The organism is Salinisphaera sp. Q1T1-3 (genome assembly GCF_003602005.1).
Lineage (GTDB): Bacteria > Pseudomonadota > Gammaproteobacteria > Nevskiales > Salinisphaeraceae > Salinisphaera.
The window spans coordinates 380700-396588 of sequence record NZ_QZWD01000001.1 but is presented as its reverse complement, the minus strand read 5'-3'; the positions used below and the strand labels follow the sequence as shown (position 1 = coordinate 396588).

At 63.8% G+C, this 15889-nt stretch carries 14 protein-coding genes; 5 read left to right on the top strand and 9 right to left on the bottom strand.

Features of this window, described 5'->3' with window-relative positions:
- The 3 genes from D3260_RS01805 to D3260_RS01795 form a co-directional block, all read right to left on the bottom strand.
- Window positions 1-429 carry a DUF3293 domain-containing protein gene (locus D3260_RS01805; RefSeq protein ID WP_120096834.1) on the bottom strand — a complete coding sequence of 143 codons (429 nt, stop codon included), beginning with the start codon at window positions 427-429 and terminating at the stop codon, window positions 1-3.
- Between the two features lie 458 nt (window positions 430-887).
- Window positions 888-3350, bottom strand: a complete 2463-nt coding sequence (locus tag D3260_RS01800; protein ID WP_120096833.1) for an acyl-CoA dehydrogenase — start codon at window positions 3348-3350, stop codon at window positions 888-890.
- 24 nt (window positions 3351-3374) lie between these two features.
- Window positions 3375-4025, bottom strand: coding sequence for a TetR/AcrR family transcriptional regulator (locus D3260_RS01795; protein WP_120096832.1), 651 nt, complete (start codon window positions 4023-4025; stop codon window positions 3375-3377).
- Between the two features lie 101 nt (window positions 4026-4126).
- Here D3260_RS01795 and D3260_RS01790 point away from each other — a divergent pair, with 101 nt between their 5' ends.
- Window positions 4127-4567, top strand: a complete 441-nt coding sequence (locus D3260_RS01790) for a thioesterase family protein (protein WP_158583343.1) — start codon at window positions 4127-4129, stop codon at window positions 4565-4567.
- A 72-nt stretch (window positions 4568-4639) separates the two neighbouring features.
- Here the strand turns inward: D3260_RS01790 and D3260_RS01785 are convergent, their stop codons facing one another.
- A complete protein-coding gene (locus D3260_RS01785) occupies window positions 4640-5245 on the bottom strand; it encodes a nitroreductase family protein (RefSeq protein ID WP_120096830.1) in 606 nt (201 codons plus the stop codon).
- A gap of 4 nt (window positions 5246-5249) precedes the next feature.
- A complete protein-coding gene (gene purB, locus D3260_RS01780) occupies window positions 5250-6641 on the bottom strand; it encodes an adenylosuccinate lyase (protein WP_120096829.1) in 1392 nt (463 codons plus the stop codon).
- A 130-nt stretch (window positions 6642-6771) separates the two neighbouring features.
- Here purB and D3260_RS01775 point away from each other — a divergent pair, with 130 nt between their 5' ends.
- A complete protein-coding gene (locus D3260_RS01775) occupies window positions 6772-8163 on the top strand; it encodes an aspartate ammonia-lyase (RefSeq protein ID WP_120096828.1) in 1392 nt (463 codons plus the stop codon).
- Window positions 8164-8227: 64 nt separating this feature from the next.
- The gene (locus D3260_RS01770; RefSeq protein ID WP_147418076.1) at window positions 8228-8668 is read left to right on the top strand and encodes a hypothetical protein; all 441 of its coding nucleotides are present in this window, start codon (window positions 8228-8230) and stop codon (window positions 8666-8668) included.
- 7 nt (window positions 8669-8675) lie between these two features.
- Here D3260_RS01770 and D3260_RS01765 read toward each other — a convergent pair whose 3' ends face one another.
- Entirely contained in the window at window positions 8676-9122 is a 447-nt protein-coding gene (locus D3260_RS01765; RefSeq protein ID WP_147418075.1) for a hypothetical protein, read from the bottom strand.
- Window positions 9123-9288: 166 nt separating this feature from the next.
- Here D3260_RS01765 and D3260_RS01760 point away from each other — a divergent pair, with 166 nt between their 5' ends.
- Together D3260_RS01760 and kynU are read left to right on the top strand one after the other, a co-directional pair.
- A complete protein-coding gene (locus D3260_RS01760) occupies window positions 9289-9792 on the top strand; it encodes a GNAT family N-acetyltransferase (RefSeq protein WP_120096825.1) in 504 nt (167 codons plus the stop codon).
- A 37-nt stretch (window positions 9793-9829) separates the two neighbouring features.
- Window positions 9830-11068 carry a kynureninase gene (kynU, locus tag D3260_RS01755; RefSeq protein WP_120096824.1) on the top strand — a complete coding sequence of 413 codons (1239 nt, stop codon included), beginning with the start codon at window positions 9830-9832 and terminating at the stop codon, window positions 11066-11068.
- Window positions 11069-11842: 774 nt separating this feature from the next.
- Here kynU and D3260_RS01750 read toward each other — a convergent pair.
- From D3260_RS01750 to D3260_RS01740, 3 genes are all read right to left on the bottom strand, one after another.
- Window positions 11843-12535: a glutathione S-transferase family protein gene (locus D3260_RS01750; RefSeq protein WP_120096823.1), complete on the bottom strand. Its 693-nt coding sequence runs from the start codon at window positions 12533-12535 to the stop codon at window positions 11843-11845.
- Window positions 12536-12626: 91 nt separating this feature from the next.
- Complete coding sequence (locus D3260_RS01745; RefSeq protein ID WP_120096822.1) at window positions 12627-14153, bottom strand: peptide MFS transporter; 1527 nt, start codon at window positions 14151-14153, stop codon at window positions 12627-12629.
- A gap of 188 nt (window positions 14154-14341) precedes the next feature.
- Window positions 14342-15889: a BCCT family transporter gene (locus D3260_RS01740; protein ID WP_158583342.1), complete on the bottom strand. Its 1548-nt coding sequence runs from the start codon at window positions 15887-15889 to the stop codon at window positions 14342-14344.

Genomic DNA, 15889 nt, shown 5'->3' with positions numbered 1-15889 from the left:
TTACGGCATCCAGTCGAGTGACAGGCCGCGCTCATCCACACGCACGATCGCTGCCTGACCGAATCGCATGGCCAGTTGTCGTATCGAATCGGCATCCGGGCCGGCGACCCAATACGCAGGCTCGTCCGGCCACTGGCCCGTCGGGTCGCGATTGCGAGCCATCAGCCAATGCCAGGGTCTGTGCATCACAGCATCGCGCAGTGCCCGGTCATGCAACTGGTTGTCTGCAGCGGTGGCCCGCCGGCCGCCGGGATTGTGTGCCGTGATGATCCAGACGACACCGTGCCGGCCATGGGTTGTCACCCAGGTGTGCAGCATCGGCGGCAAAGGTGATGCGATCGCGACCGTGTACCACTCGCGATCGAGACGGACCTGATACGCGGCGGTCTCGAATGCGCTCGCCAGATCGGGCGTGTCGGTTCGGTTCATGCCACAAGCCTACGTGACCCGTACCGGGCGGTGGGAAGACAGGCCGCCGTGCGGTCGCAGGCGGCAATGAAAGCATCGACTGTTCCGATGAGATGGTCGCGTCGGTGGCCACGCGTCGGCACTGGCGGCTTGGCGCCGGCCATGGCCAGCCAGCCGACAGGCATGAAAAAGCCCGGACGCCTTGGGCACCCGGGCCGATCAGATCATCGATGTCGACTCGGCTAGGGCCTGTTGATGTTTCGTGCGAGGCCGCGCCAGCCTGCTAGAACGCTGTATTGCGGTCGTGTTCTTGATATTGGGGCGCTTGTCCCGAAGGGTTGGGCCGCCCATGAAAAATTGACGATGGGCGCCCTGCGGCGTTGCGAGTCTGATCGTGGCACGCCACGATCAGACTCGCGCCTTGCCGGACACGCTGTGGTATCTCGACGAAAAGGCGCTCGAACGAAACATCAACACGCCTAGGCCACGCGTGATGCCGCGCGATCGTCGACATGGGCGCTGTGTGCCATGTCAGCGAGATATTCGGGCGTGAAGGCATCGGTGAGGATCGCGTCGTAGCGCATCTCATCGTAGACCCGGACCTGTTCAGCCTCGCTCTTGTCGAGGATCCCGCGCTCGACCGCGGATGCGAGCCGTGCGTCGGTTGTCAGTCCGGAGAGTTCTCCCTTGGCCACAGCCTTGAAGAACTTGTCGTAGACTGGCTCGACTTCGATGAGTTTCTTGAACGTTTGCTCCATGCGGCCCGTTGCCGAATCGGCGTTCTTGCCGAGATAGATATCGGCCGACAGTCGGTCGCGGAACGCGGACGGCTCCATGATCGCATCGCCGAGCTTGTTGACCAGCGCATCGCTGGCCCCGCGATGACGGCGTCCGGTCGGCAGCACGAGCACGCGCATCAGAAGGGCGGCGCCGCGGTTCGGGAAGTTGCGCAGGAAGCCGTCGAAGGCTTTTTCGATGTTGGCCAGCGATTCGGCCATCACGTAGTGGAGATGATCCACGTCTTCGCCCTTTTCGCCCTCGTCGTGGAAATACTTGAGCGTGGCGGAGGCGAAATACAGCTCCGACAACACATCGCCGAGCCGCGCCGATAGCAATTCCTTGCGCTTGAGCTCGCCGCCGAGCAGGCCCATCGTGATGTCGGCACAGATGGCCAGCGCCGAGGAGAACCGTTCGAGCTTGCGATAGTAGGGCGCGGCTTCGCCGATCACCGGCGCCTCGACGAGAATGGAGCCGAACAGGCCGAAGGTGAAGGCCCGAGCCGCCCGGTTGACCGAAAAGCCGATATGGCCACACAGCAGATCGTCGAACTCGTCGAGATCGTTTTTGCGCGCGGCTTCCATCTCCGGGAAGACATAGGGATGGCAGCGGATGGCGCCCTGGCCGAAGATCATCAGGCTGCGGGTGAGGATATTGGCGCCCTCGACCGTGATCGCGATCGGCACCGACACATAAGAGCTCGACAGATAGTTGCGCGGGCCCTGCTGGATGCCGCGACCGCCGTGCACGTCCATCGCGTCGTTGACGATGGTGCGCATCCACTCCGTCATGTGGTACTTGGCCATGGCCGTGACGACTGATGGGGTGCATTCATCGACCGCCGAGGCCGTGAGAATGCGTGCCGCCTCCATCTTGTAGTTGAGGCCGGCGATCCGGGCGGTGGCTTCCTGCACGCCCTCGAACTTGCCGACGGGCAGTTTGAACTGACGCCGGATGCGGCCCCAGGCGCCGGTCATGCGATACGACAGCTTCGACGCGGCCGAGGACAAGGCCGGCAGGGAAATACCGCGTCCGGCCGAAAGGCATTCGACCAGCATGCGCCAACCGCCGCCGGCGCGTTCCGGGCCGCCGATGATGGCATCGAGCGGGACGAACACGTCCGTGCCGTGGATCGGGCCGTTCATGAACGCGCCCGGGAAATGTCGCTTGCCAATCTCGACGCCCGGCTCATCGGCCGAGATCAGAGCGCAGGTGATGCCGTATTCGGTCTTGTTTTCGTCGCCAAGCAGATGATCCGGATCGTGCAGCTTGAACGCCAGTCCGATGACGGTGGCGACCGGGGCGAGGGTGATCCAGCGCTTCGAGAAGGTCAGCTTGATGCCGAGAACTTCCTCGCCGTTGTATTCACCCCGCGTGACGATGCCGTAGTCGGGCAGGGCGCCGGCATCGGAGCCGACTTCCGGGCCGGTCAGGCCGAAACAGGGGATCTGCGATCCGTCGGCCAGACCGGGCAGCCACTTGTCCTGTTGTGCCTTGGTGCCGTAATGGACCAGCAATTCGCCGGGGCCGAGTGAGTTGGGCACCATGACCGTGACGGCCGTGGTCAGCGAGCGCGAGGCGATCTTGGCGACCACCGTTGACTGCGCCAGCGCGGAAAAGCCGAGTCCGCCGTGTGCTTTCGGGATGAGCATGGCGAAGAACTTGTTCTCGCGGATGTAATCCCAGCCTTCCGGGGGGATGTCGTGGCGCTCGTTGAGAATCTCCCACTCATCGAGCATGGCGCACAGCGTGTCCGTTTCGTTGTCGATGAATGAGCGCTCTTCGGCGGTCAGCTGCGTGCGCTGAAAATTCAGGAGATAGGACCAGTCCGGCTTGCCCCGGAACATTTCGGTCTCCCACCAGGTGCTGCCGGCCTCCAGGGCCTCACGCTCGGTGTCGGACATGGGCGGCAGTACGCGCTTGAACGCGGCGAACACGCGCTTGGTCACCCACTGTTTGCGCAGTGATGCGCTGTTGAAGATCACGATCGGCGTGCCGAAGATGATGGCGGCGATCAGAAGACCGACCCAGCCGATGACCCCGAACAGCGCGAGTCCGAGGAAATAGACGACGGTCACTGCGCTCCAGGTCACGCGTGACACGCCCTTGTAGGCCATCAACCAGACGGCCGCGACAGCGACGATCAAACTCAAAAGGACACTCATCGGGGACATCCTCCGTGGAAATAATCAGCGGGCCGAGATGCGGCGCGCGCGCTCGGCGGAAAGATCGTTGGCCTCGTCGGCATCGGCGGGCATGCCGGCTTCCGGCGGCAGCAGGCTGACCATAAGAAACCGGACGTATTCGGCGAAGGCCGGGTCGTCGGCGGCTGGCCATTCGTCCGGCAGATCGCGACGGATCTGCAGCGAGCCGAGAAAGACCGAGTAGGTCTGCAATGCCCATTGGCGCGCGCGATCGGCCGATAGACCGAGGCCGGCATAGCAGTCAGCGATGAAGTCGAGGCGCCGGCGCGATACGCGTTCCACGTATTCCCGGACGATGGTCGGTTTGGTCGCGCTGGACAGTGCGTTGTAGACCCGGCTGGCACGCTTGGACGTATTGACCTCGGTGATCAATCGCTGAATCCGGGCTCTCGGGTCGGTTTCCTGGGCGACACGCGCGAGCACTTCATCCGTCTCGCGGGCCTCCCAGCGTTGCAGGGCCGCCGTGAGCAGCGCCTCGCGGTTCGTGAAATGCCAATAGAAGCTGCCTTTGGTGACACCCAGCTGGCGGGCCAGCGGTTCGATCGCCACACCTTCGACGCCGCGCTGGCCGATGGCCTCGAGTGCGGCTTCGGCCCAGTCCTGGGCCGACAATGCGTTTTTCGAACGGTTGGGCATGAGGTCTTCGTTGGTGGCTCTTAAGCGTATAATCTTGCGCACTCGTCGACGTGTCAATACGCCGGCGTATGGAAAACGGATGCAGGGAGTACCAGCAGGCGATGCACGAACCGAGCCGCGCGGACTACGCGCACTTGACGTCGATCAAGGTCAAATGGGGCGAGATGGACAGTCTCGGCCACGTCAACAACACGGTGTACTTCCGATACTCCGAGGACGGCCGAATCGACTATATCCACCGGATCAGCGATGAAGCCGACAGTCAGACGAGCGACGGGCCGATTCTGGCGGACCTGCGCTGCAGTTTCCGGCAGCAGCTGCGTTTCCCGGCGGACGTGGAGATCGGCACGCGCGTGCGGCGTATCGGCCGTTCCAGCCTCGAAATCGAACAGTGCCTGTTCACGGCCGGACGCGATGACGTGATCGCGGTGTTCGAAAACGTCGTGGTCTGGTTCGACTTCGGGGCCCAGACGAGCATGCGGGTTCCGGAGACGGTGCGCGAACGGATTCGCAGCGTCGAGACGATCGCGCCCGACGAATAGGGCCCGACCGCGGACGGGCCGGTCCGATCCGGCGCCGCACTCGGCGCCGGAGCCGGGCGGCTCACGCCGGCCTCAGGCGAACCCGTCCTGCATGTAGACCTCGTCAAGATCGAGCTGGCCGGCGCGCGGATGCGCTTGGGCCATCGATCGGCCGATGCAGATCATCATGCAGATGCGGTGATCGGCCGGCAGATCGATGAGATGGCCGACCCGTTTGAAGTCGAAGCCGTCCATCGGGCAGGAGTCGTAACCCATGGCCTTGGCGGCCAGCATGGCGGTCTGGGCGGCCATGCCGCAGGAACGCATGCCCTCGTCGCGCTGGAGCATGTCGTCGTCGCGATAGAAATGACGGATCTCTCGGATCATGCTCTCGGAGACCTTCGCCGGCGCGTTGCGCCAGTAGCGTTCCGGCGATTTCTCCCAGCTGCGCAGGTCCATGCACAGCACGAGCAGTAACGAGGCCTCGGTGACCTGTGATTGATCCCACGCCGCCTTTCTGATCTCGGTGCGTCGCGCCGGATCCGTGACGGCGACGAACCGCCAGTTCTGGATATTGAAGGCCGTCGGCGAGAGGATCACGTGCTGCATCAGCGTGTCGATCTCGTCGGCCGTCATGCGGTGATCAGGGTCGAACTTCCGAACCGAGCGCCGGGCACGTATCGCTTCCAGGACCTCCACTGAATCAGTCCTGTACCGCGTCGACCGCCCGCTGGGCCTGGGCCGGTGCGTTGCCGACGTAGTCAGCCGGACGCATCGCCTTGAGGCGCACCTTGTCCTCGTCGGTGATCGCGAGCGTGTCGATGAACGTGTTCATCGCCTCGGAGTCGACCTTCTTGCCGCGCGTGAGCGTCTTGAGTTGTTCGTAGGCCTGGTCGATACCGCGCACGCGCATCACGGTCTGGATCGCTTCGGCGAGCACCATCCAGTTCGCTTCCAGGTCCTGATCGAGGCGTGTGGCATCGGCTTCGAGCTTGCCAAGGCCCCGTAGCAGCGCATCGTAGGACAGGGTCGAATGGGCCAGGCCCACGCCAAGATTGCGCAACACCGTCGAGTCGGTCAGATCGCGTTGCCACCGCGAGATCGGCAGTTTGCCCGCGAGATGATCCATCAGCGCGTTGGCGATGCCCAGGTTGCCTTCGGCGTTCTCGAAATCGATCGGGTTGACCTTGTGCGGCATCGTCGACGAACCGACTTCGCCTTCGACCGTGGCCTGGCGGAAATAGCCGAGCGAGATATAGCCCCAGACATCTCGAGCCAGGTCGATCAGGATCGTGTTGGCGCGCATCAGCCCATGGAAGAACTCGGCGACGTAGTCGTGCGGCTCGATCTGCGTGGTCGCCGGGCTGACCTCCAGGCCCAGGCCCTGGATGAAGGCGGACGTGATCGCCGGCCAGTCGGCGTCGGGATAGGCGGCCATGTGGGCGTTGAAGTTGCCGACCGCGCCGTTCATCTTGCCGAGCATCGGCATTTCGGCCAGCGCGGCGCGCTGGCGCCGAAGGCGTTGCACGAAAACCGCCATTTCCTTGCCGAGCGTGGTGGGCGAGGCGGCCTGGCCGTGGGTGCGCGAGAGCATCGCATAGTCGGCATACACGTCGGCCATCACGGCAAGCGCTTCAATGACCTGGTCCAGTCGCGGCAGGACGACGGTATCACGGGCGTCGCGCAGCATCTGGGCGTAGGCCAGATTGTTGATGTCCTCGGACGTGCTGGCGAAGTGGATGAACTGGCTGACGTGGGCGATCTCGTCGAAGTGCTCGATCTTGTCGCGCAGGTAGTATTCGACCGCCTTCACGTCGTGGTTGGTGGTCCGCTCGATCCGTTTGACGGCTTCGGCCTCGCCTTCATCGAAGTCGTCGATCACCGACTCGAGATACGCGTTGGCCGTGGTCGACATCGGCTCGATCTCGGGCAGCGCGGGCTCCGAGGCCAGTGCCTGGAACCAGCGGATCTCGACGATGAGTCGATAGCGAATCAAGCCGTATTCGCTGCAGATCGATCGAAGATCGGCGCATTTTGTGCCGTAGCGGCCGTCGATCGGCGAGATGGCGGAGAGCGCGGTCAGATGCAGTGGCATGGGCACGTGCGGTCGGTGGGCGGTGATAGAATCGCGGATTCTACAAAAATGTCCGTGCCCCGTCGTCCGTGCGCTTCGGTCGGTGTTGGCGCAATCGCATTTTCCACGCCGCGAAACAGGAGTCTGTCCAATGGCCGCCGACGAGAACTATCGCATCGAAAAAGACAGCATGGGCGAGTTGCGCGTGCCCAAGGACGCGCTCTGGGGCGCCCAGTCCCAGCGTGCGGTCGAGAACTTCCCGATCTCGGATCTGCGTGCGCCGCGCGCGATGATCAGCGCGCTGGGGCTGATCAAGGCCAGCGCTGCCGAAGTCAACCGCGATCTCGGGCTGCTCGATGATGCGATCGCCGAGGCCATTGTCTCGGCGGCCAATGCGGTCGCGGCCGGCGATTACGACGATCACTTCCCGGTCGATATCTTCCAGACCGGGTCAGGCACGTCGACCAACATGAACAGCAACGAGGTCATCGCGCATCTGGCGACCCGCACGGCCGGTCAGACCGTGCACCCCAACGATCACGTGAACATGGGGCAGTCGTCCAACGATACGATCCCGACCTCGATCCACGTCGCGGCGACCCTCGAATGCGAAAAGCATCTGCTGCCGGCGCTGCGCCACCTGCGCGATACGCTCTATAACAAGGGCGACGAGCTGTCCGAGGTGGTCAAGACCGGGCGAACGCACCTGATGGATGCCATGCCGGTACGCTTCGATCAGGAACTGGGCGGCTGGGCCGCACAGATCGATGCCAACATTGCGCGCGTGGAATCGGCGCTCAAGCGCATGCGGATGCTCGCCCAGGGCGGCACGGCGGTCGGCACCGGCATCAACGCCCATCCGGAGTTCGGCGCCCGTTTCGCCAAGGCCGTCAGCACGGCGAGCTCGTGCCAGTTCGAGACCAGCGAAAACTATTTCGAGAGCCTGTCGAGCCAGGATGCCGCCGTCGAGCTTTCCGGCCAGCTCAACACCATTGCGGTCTCGCTGATGAAGATCGCCAATGACCTGCGCTGGATGAATTCCGGCCCGTTGGCCGGGTTGGGTGAAATCCAGCTGCCGGCCCTGCAGCCGGGCTCGTCGATCATGCCCGGCAAGGTCAATCCGGTGATCCCGGAAGCGGTCGCCATGGTCGCCGCGCAGGTCATGGGCAATCACACCACGATCACGGTCTCCGGCCAGGCCGGCAACTTTCAGCTGAATGTGATGCTGCCTGTCGTGGCCTATAACCTGTTGCAGTCGGTGACGTTGTTGACGCAGTCCTGCCGCGTCCTCGCCGACAAGGCGATCGCCGGGTTCACGGTCAACGAAGCCAACCTACAGGATGCGCTGTCGAAGAACCCGATCCTGGTGACCGCGCTGAATGCGGTCATCGGCTACGACAAGGGCGCAGCCATTGCCAAGCAGGCCTACAAGGAAGGCCGGCCGGTCAAGGAACTGGCCATGGAGCAGACCGATCTGTCCGAGGCCGAGCTGGATCGCCTGCTCGATCCGATGGATCTGACCCACGGCGGCATCAAGCAGTAAGCGTTATGCAGGTGCCGTGTCGGCCCATATCGATACGGCACCTGCGCCGATCGGAGGCATCCGCATGCAAGATATCGTGCAACCTCGCCCGTCTTCGGTCCGGGTCGCGATCGCGCTAATCGGTGCGACCGTCGTTCTGGGGCTGGCCAAGCTCGTGCTGACGCTGTACGCGCCGGCCGGCCCGGGCGGTCACGGATTCACCGTATTCACTTTTCTGGCGACCTATTCGGTCATGACGCTGCTCGTGATCTATCTCGCGATGGGCGCATCCTGGGCGCGCGGCGGATTGCTCGCCGTCTTTCTCGTCGGCGTCGCGCCGGGCCTGCCGCTCGCCTTTGCGTATTTTTCGGTGATTCCGGTCTCGGCAGTGCTGACGGTCGCCCAGGTCGTGGCGACGGTGGTCGGCCTGTATCTGGTCTATCGAGAGCCCGCTGCCAGCTGGTTTAGAAAGCCCGACACCGTGCCGGCCGCCACGCATCGCAGACGTGGCGCCGGGCGACGATGAGCGCGCGTTACGAGACGTGCTTCGACATCACGGTCGCGATGCCCGGCATGGCAGTCACCACTTCCTTGTGTGCGCGGCCGCGCAGGCGCTGATAGCCGGATTTGACGACCTTGTTGTCGACGTCCTTGACGCGACGGTCGCTGACGGTCAGGAGCGCGTTGGCCACTTCGTCCTCGTTGGCCAGCAGATGGTCACGGAACTGCACATCCGGCTTGGCCGCGGCCTCCTGGTAGAACGGTTCCAAGGCGCCCACGAACTCCGGCAGCAGGGCACGCATGGCCCGGTCGATCAGATCCGGCTTGGCCTTGCGGACCATGTTGAATGCGGTACGCAGTGCCAGGTTCTTTTTCTCCACCTCGCTGGAGACAAGTTGCTTGCTGTCTTCCAGCAGCCGGGGGAAGGTCTCCGGCGACAGCAACTGTGCGGATAGGGGGCCTTGTTGGGAATCGGACATGGCGTTTGCGCTGATTGAGATCAAAGCGCGAGGTTTCCAGATCGCACGGAGACGGTCAATTTCCCCTGTTCAGCAGACATCACGCGATTCGGCAGGCGCCATGCCTCGCGCGGCGGGGCTGCGGCGCTTAGACTGACGCGCTCCGGATTGCCAAGCACGAGACGCCATGCTGTCGATTGAGCCCATTCAATCGCGCCACGAAGATGCTTTCGTCGCGGCAGCGCGTCGCAGTACCCGGCTGCATCATCCCTGGATCACCCCGCCGCGCAGTGTCTCAGCGTTTCGTCAGCATCTGGCGCGCTACGGCGCAGACAATCAGATCAGTTATGTCGCGGTCGATGCAGACGATGCGCTGGTCGGCTGTGTGCATCTCAACGAGATCGTGCACGGGGCGCTGTGCTCGGCGTATCTGGCTTATTTCGTCTTCACACCGTACGCCGGACAGGGCTTGATGCAGGCCGCTCTGCGGCTGGTGATCGAGCGCGCCTTCGATCACCACGGGCTGCATCGCCTCGAGGCGAACATCCAGCCCGGCAATCACCCGTCCAAGGCCCTGGTGAGACGCCTGGGCTTCCGGTTGGAAGGATTTTCCCCGCGCTATCTGTGGATCAACGGGGCCTGGCGGGATCACGAACGATATGCATTGACGACCGAAGACTGGCGATCGTGAACGAATACGCGCTCAGCGCGCGAGAAGAGGTACCCGAATGACCCCAGCTGCCCACGCCCGCCGGCTGGATGCTGCCGACCCGCTTGCCGATCGGCGTGACCATTTCGTGTTGCCGAATGACACGATCTACCTAGACGGCAATTCGTTGGGACCGTTGACGCACGCGGCCCAGGCCGCGGTCGCCGATACCGTCGCCGAGGAATGGGGCCGCGGGCTGATTGGGTCCTGGAACGATGCCGGTTGGGTAACGCTGCCCGGCCGCGTCGGCGCGGCCATCGCACCGCTGATCGGTGCCGCGCCGGATGATGTCGTCTGTTGTGACAGCACTTCCGTCAATCTTTACAAGGTGCTGGCCGTAGCGCTGTCCATTCGCGAAGGTCGGGGCCGCCTGGTTGCCGAGCGCGACAATTTCCCGACCGATCTGTACATCGCCGAGCAGGCTGCCGCCCGCGCGCCGGGCGCTTGCCGGGTGGCGTGGCTGACGCCGGACGAATCCATCGCGGATACGCTGGATGAAGACGTTGCGGTCGTGCTGCTGACGCATATCGATTACCGCACCGGCGAGATGCACGACATGGCCGACATCACGGCCGCAGCCCATGCCGTCGGCGCGGTGGTGGTCTGGGATCTGGCGCACTCGGCCGGGGCGGTGCCGTTGGCGCTGCGCGATGCCGAGGTGGATTTCGCCGTGGGCTGTGGCTACAAATACCTGAACGGCGGGCCGGGGGCGCCCGCGTTCATCTATGCCCATCCACGCCATCGGCATCAGATCGCCCAGCCGCTGGCCGGCTGGTTCGGTCATGCCGAGCCGTTTGCTTTCGAGCCGGCGTTCCGGCCGAGAGCGGATATCGCCGCGTTTCTGACCGGCACGCCGCCGATCATTGCCATGCGCGCGCTCGAAGCAGCGCTCGGGCTTTGGCAAGGCATCGATATGCAACAGCTTCGCGAGAAGTCGATCGCGCTCTGTCACTTGTTCATCGAAACCGTGGAAGCCAACACGGATGACGAGGCGCTGACGCTGGCATCGCCCCGGGACGCCGCACATCGGGGTAGCCAGGTTTCCTTTCGTCACCCCGAGGCCTACGCCGTCATGCAGGCCTTGATCGACGCGGGCGTGATCGGTGACATGCGCGCGCCGGATATCATGCGCTTCGGTTTCGCGCCGCTCTACACGCGTTACACGGACGTCGTCGCGGCCGCCGAAAGACTGGTCTCGATTCTCGCGCGTCGTACCTACGACGATCCGCGTTACCGTGCACAAGCTGCGGTGACTTGATGGTGTGCGCCGCTCGGCGCCTGCCTTGTCCGGTGGCAGAAAGCCCCCGGTCGAGGTCCAGACCGCGCACGAAAGCGAGCAGCGGCTCGCCCAATCGGATGGGCTCGGTGTCTGCGGCAACGGACCGCGGACGATCCCGGCCTTGGGCCTGTTGAGGTTTCGTGCGAGTCCGCGCCCAGTGTGCCCTGAAATTGACGATGGGCGGCAAGACGAGGCGTCGCAGGCATAGCGTGTCATGCTGCACCAGCGTGCTAGAACGCTGTATTGCCGTCGTGTTCTTGATTGCGGGGCGCTTGTCCCGAAGGATGGGCCACAAATCGCGCCCTGCGGCGTTGCACGGCTTGACCCTGGCATGACCAAGGTCAGCGCCATGCGCCTCGCCTGGCCGACTTTTGGGCGGCAATGCGGTCACGTGCGACGTGTGATTAACCCGGCATAAAAATAGATGATTTTTCGGGTTGATGACGCGCGTGTGCGACAGCACGCGCGCCACGGCCAACGGCCGTGAAGCCATCGAAAACAAAAGACGGACAAGTGCCGGCGTTTCTTTCGATGGCGTTGAAGACAGCTGACGTCGTCAGCTGTTCTGGTGCCGGATCAATAACAGGCCCGAATACCCTCGAACGCGTGTCTTTCGGTGAAGAACCCGAACGTGTTGCAGCGCGCGGTTTGTGCCACAACACCGGCGCGGTCGCGGTTTGGATGCCGGTTCGGCCGCGGCCGCATACCGGACGCTATGAGGCAACGTCCGGCGTGCCGGCCAGACCGGACCGATTATTTCAGGCGTTCGTTCTGCGGGAACAAGGCCTGCCGTGACTCTTCGTCGAAATCGGTCTTGAACGCGTGTCGTTCCTTGGCGGCCCGCGCACGTTCAGCGGCCGGGCGGGCACTGATCTCGTCGAACAGGCGCTTGATGTTCGGAAAGCGCGACCAGGCATCGTCGTCGCCCATGATGAACGGCACCGGGCCACACCAGCCCCAGAGTGCGATATCGACCAGGCCGTATTCGTCGCCGGCCATGTAGGTCTGTCGGGCCAGATGATCATCGACGAGCTGCCAGTGCCGATTGGCCTCGAAATCGTAGCGGTTCACGCCGTACTCGTTGCCTTCGGGCGCAAAGTGTCGGAAATGCACACACTGGCCGGAATACGGCCCGATGCCGGTGGCGATGAACATCAGCCAGGAGAGCGCCTGGGCACGGGTGGCCGGGTCTTCGGGCAAGGTGAACCTGCCGTAACGTTCGGCCAGGTAGAGCAGAATTGCAGTGCTATCGAACACCGTTGCGCCGGTTTCGGTATCGACCAGGGCCGGTGTCTTGGCGTTGGGGTTGATCTTCAGGAACGCGGGGTCGTGCTGCTCGCCCTTGCGGGTATCGATCGGCACGATTTCGTAGTCCAGACCGGCTTCCTCGAGATAGAGCGCGACCTTCGCCGGGTTGGGCGAGGGATGATAATAGAGCTTCAGCATGGTGCGTCTGGCAATGGATCGTGCACCGAGCCTGAACCCGCGGCACACGTCTGGCAACGACGGGTGCCGCGGGGATGATCGCGCTGGGCGATCAGTGCGTGCTCATGGCCTCGGCGCCGGCGGCGTGGATACGGCCCAGGCGTTTCATCCAGGGCACGACAGCAAACGCGATGAGCGTGCAGATGACGCCGGTCACGCCGAGCTCGAAGAACAGCGTGGTATAGATCGGCAAGGTTTGGGTCGGATCGGTCACACCCTCCGGCACGCTCGCGACATTGGCCACCAGCCCGCCGAGATACTGCGAGCAGCCCGACGACACGAAATAGGCGCCCATCATGAAACCGCTCATCCGTGCCGGTACATAGCGCGCGATCATCGCCAGCCCGAGGCCGCTGACCAGCAGCTCACCCAGCGCGCCGAAGCCGTAGCCCCAGACCATCACCCAGGAGTTGGCCTTGCCGTTGGTGGCGAACCAGATGGCCGAACTGTAGACGAAAAAGCCGATGGCCACGAACACGAAGCCCAGCGCGAACTTGGAGGCGATCGACAGATCCGCACCCCGATTGCCGGCGCGCGTATACAGCGACGCCAGAATCGGCGAGAGCACCATGATCCATAGCGGGTTCAGGGCCTGAAACTGTGCCGGCGACCAGTTCCAGAGGTGCACGCCGAAGACCGAAAAATCGGGGTCGACGTTACGCAGCGCGAACAGGGCCAGCGAGCTCGACATCTGCTGATAGAAGATGAAGAAGAACACGGTCTGCACGACCAGGACCAGGGCCGCGATGAGACCGGCGCGTTCGGCGCGATCGCCGCGGCTGATCAGGAACCAGAAGATCGCCAGTACCGCCAGGCCGGCGCCGAGCACGAAGATACGGGCCAGCGTCTCGTATTGCAGGATCGCGGTCGACAAGGCGATCGCCGCGATCGCACCGATCGCCACCAGGCCGAGCTTGTGCCAGGCGACGGGATGATGATCCGGCTCCGAACCGATGTGATGCATCGAGGCCCGCATCACGAAGTAGTTGGCCAGTCCCACGAGGAGGCCGAAGAAACATACGGCGAAGGCGGCATGCCAGCCGTAGCCGTGGCCGTAGACCTCGTTGACGTAATCCTTGACCCAGGGCGTGAGCAGTTGCGATACCGCCGAGCCGACGTTCACCGCCATGTAATAGATGGTGAATGCCGAGTCGATCTTCGAGTCGTCCCCCTCGAATATCTTGCGTACCAGATTGCCGGCGTTGGCCTTGAACAGGCCGTTGCCGACGATGATCACGCCGATGGCGGCGAACAGAAACCACGTGTTCACGGTCGGCACGCTCATGCAGGCGTAGCCGAGCGCGAGCACGCTGGCGCCGATGAGCATCGTGCGTCGCGTGCCCAGGATCTTGTCGCCGATCCAGCCGCCGACGGCCGGTGCCACATAGATCAGCGCGGCCGCTGCGCCCCAGACCAGATTGGCCCGGCGATCGGCGAAACCGAGCTGCTGAACCATGAAATAGACGATCAGCACCTGCATGCCGTAGAAGCCGAAGCGCTCCCACAGCTCGATCAGGAAGACTGTCGAAAAGGATTTATTACGAGATATGGCCGGTGCGTCGGCGGGTGTGGATGTCATGTTGCCCCTTGGATGAGAAATCGGATCGACGGTGGCACGGGCCTATCGACGGATCGCGACAAGCGCGCACCCTACCCATCGGGCAGCGCCGGCATCAGCTATTCATTCGTCGAGTATGGGCGTGCCCGGCGCCGGTACGAGCGCCGGACAAGCAAGAACCGGACCGGCGTGTTCGCCCGGCGGCGACGTCAGCGAGACGGCGGAGGCGCGCTGGCAGCGAGATCGCGCTGCATGCTTTTCACCACGGCCACGCACAGCGCGATCATCACGATCGAGAACGGCAAACCGCCGGCCAGCGACGCAGCCTGGAGCGCGGACAGCCCGCCGGCCAGGGCCAGTGCGATACTCACCAGCCCCTGCAGTAACACCCACAGCGCGCGCGTGGGCGCAGGCGGGCGGGTCAGTCCACCGGTCGAAAGCACGGCCAGGACGAAAGCCCCGGAATCGGCCGATGTGACGAAGAACGTCACGATGAGCGCGATCGCCAGCAGTGAGCTGTAAAACGACAGCGGCAGACCAGCGAGATAGTCGAATATGACCTGTTTGCCGGGTACATCACCCAGGCCCCCCGGGCCGAACATCTCGCGATGCAGCGCGGCCCAGCCCATCACGCCGAACCAGAGACAGATGCCGGCCGTGGGGATGAGGAGTACGCCGAGCGCGAACTCCCGCACCGTGCGACCGCGCGATATGCGGGCGAGAAAGGTGCCCACGAAGGGCCCCCAGGCGATCCACCAGGCCCAGAAGAACACCGTCCAGTAGGACTGCCATTGATCGCTCCGCTGGGCGAAATCGGTTTCGAAGGTCGATTGCAGGATATGGTTGAAGTAATAGCCGATCGAGGCGGTCACGCTCTTGAGCAGAAACACGGTCGGCCCGAAGGACAGCACCCAGAACAGCAGTACGCAGGCCAGGGCGATATTGACGTTGGAAAGCCACTTGATGCCGCGATCCAGCCCGGACAGGACCGAGATGCCGGCGCCGAGGCTGATCAGGGCAATGAAAGTCACGCGCCAGTCGAGCGAGGACTCGATGAGGCCGAGCTTGTCCAGCCCCGAATTGATCTGCATCACCCCCAGCCCGAGCGAGGTAGCCAGGCCGAACACCGTGCCGATGATCGCCACGATATCGATCAGGTCGCCGAGCCAGCCCTCGACGCGTCGGCCCAGCAGGGGTTCGAGTCCCCAGCGGATGGTCAACGGGCGGCCGCGGCGGTGGGTTGCGAACCCCAGGGCCAGACCGACCACGATATAGATCGCAAACGGGGTCATGCCCCATTCCATCCAGGTCAGATGCACGGCGTAGCGCGCTGCCTCGACCGTATTCGAGGCGAACTCGCGCGGCGCGTTGTGGTAGTGCGCGACGGGCTCGGCGGTCCCGTAGAAGATCACGCCGATCCCGATGCCGGCCGAGAACAGCATCGTGTACCAGGACAGACGCGAGAAGTCCGGCCGGGCGTCATCCGGGCCGATACGCAGGCTGCCGAAGCGTGACAGGCCGACCCAGAAACAGAATCCGATGAAACCGGCACAGGCCAGGACGTAATACCAGCCGAGATAATGGACGATCGCATCGAGTGTGACGCTGAAAGCATGCGACATCGTCTCGGGGGCGGCGATCGTGGCGACCACCAGTGCGAGAATCAGGACAACGACTGGATAGAAGACCCGGCCGGCCAGCCTGAGTGGGCCGTGACGGGCAATGTGAGGCGTGTCGCCGGAAATCGGTGTAGACAA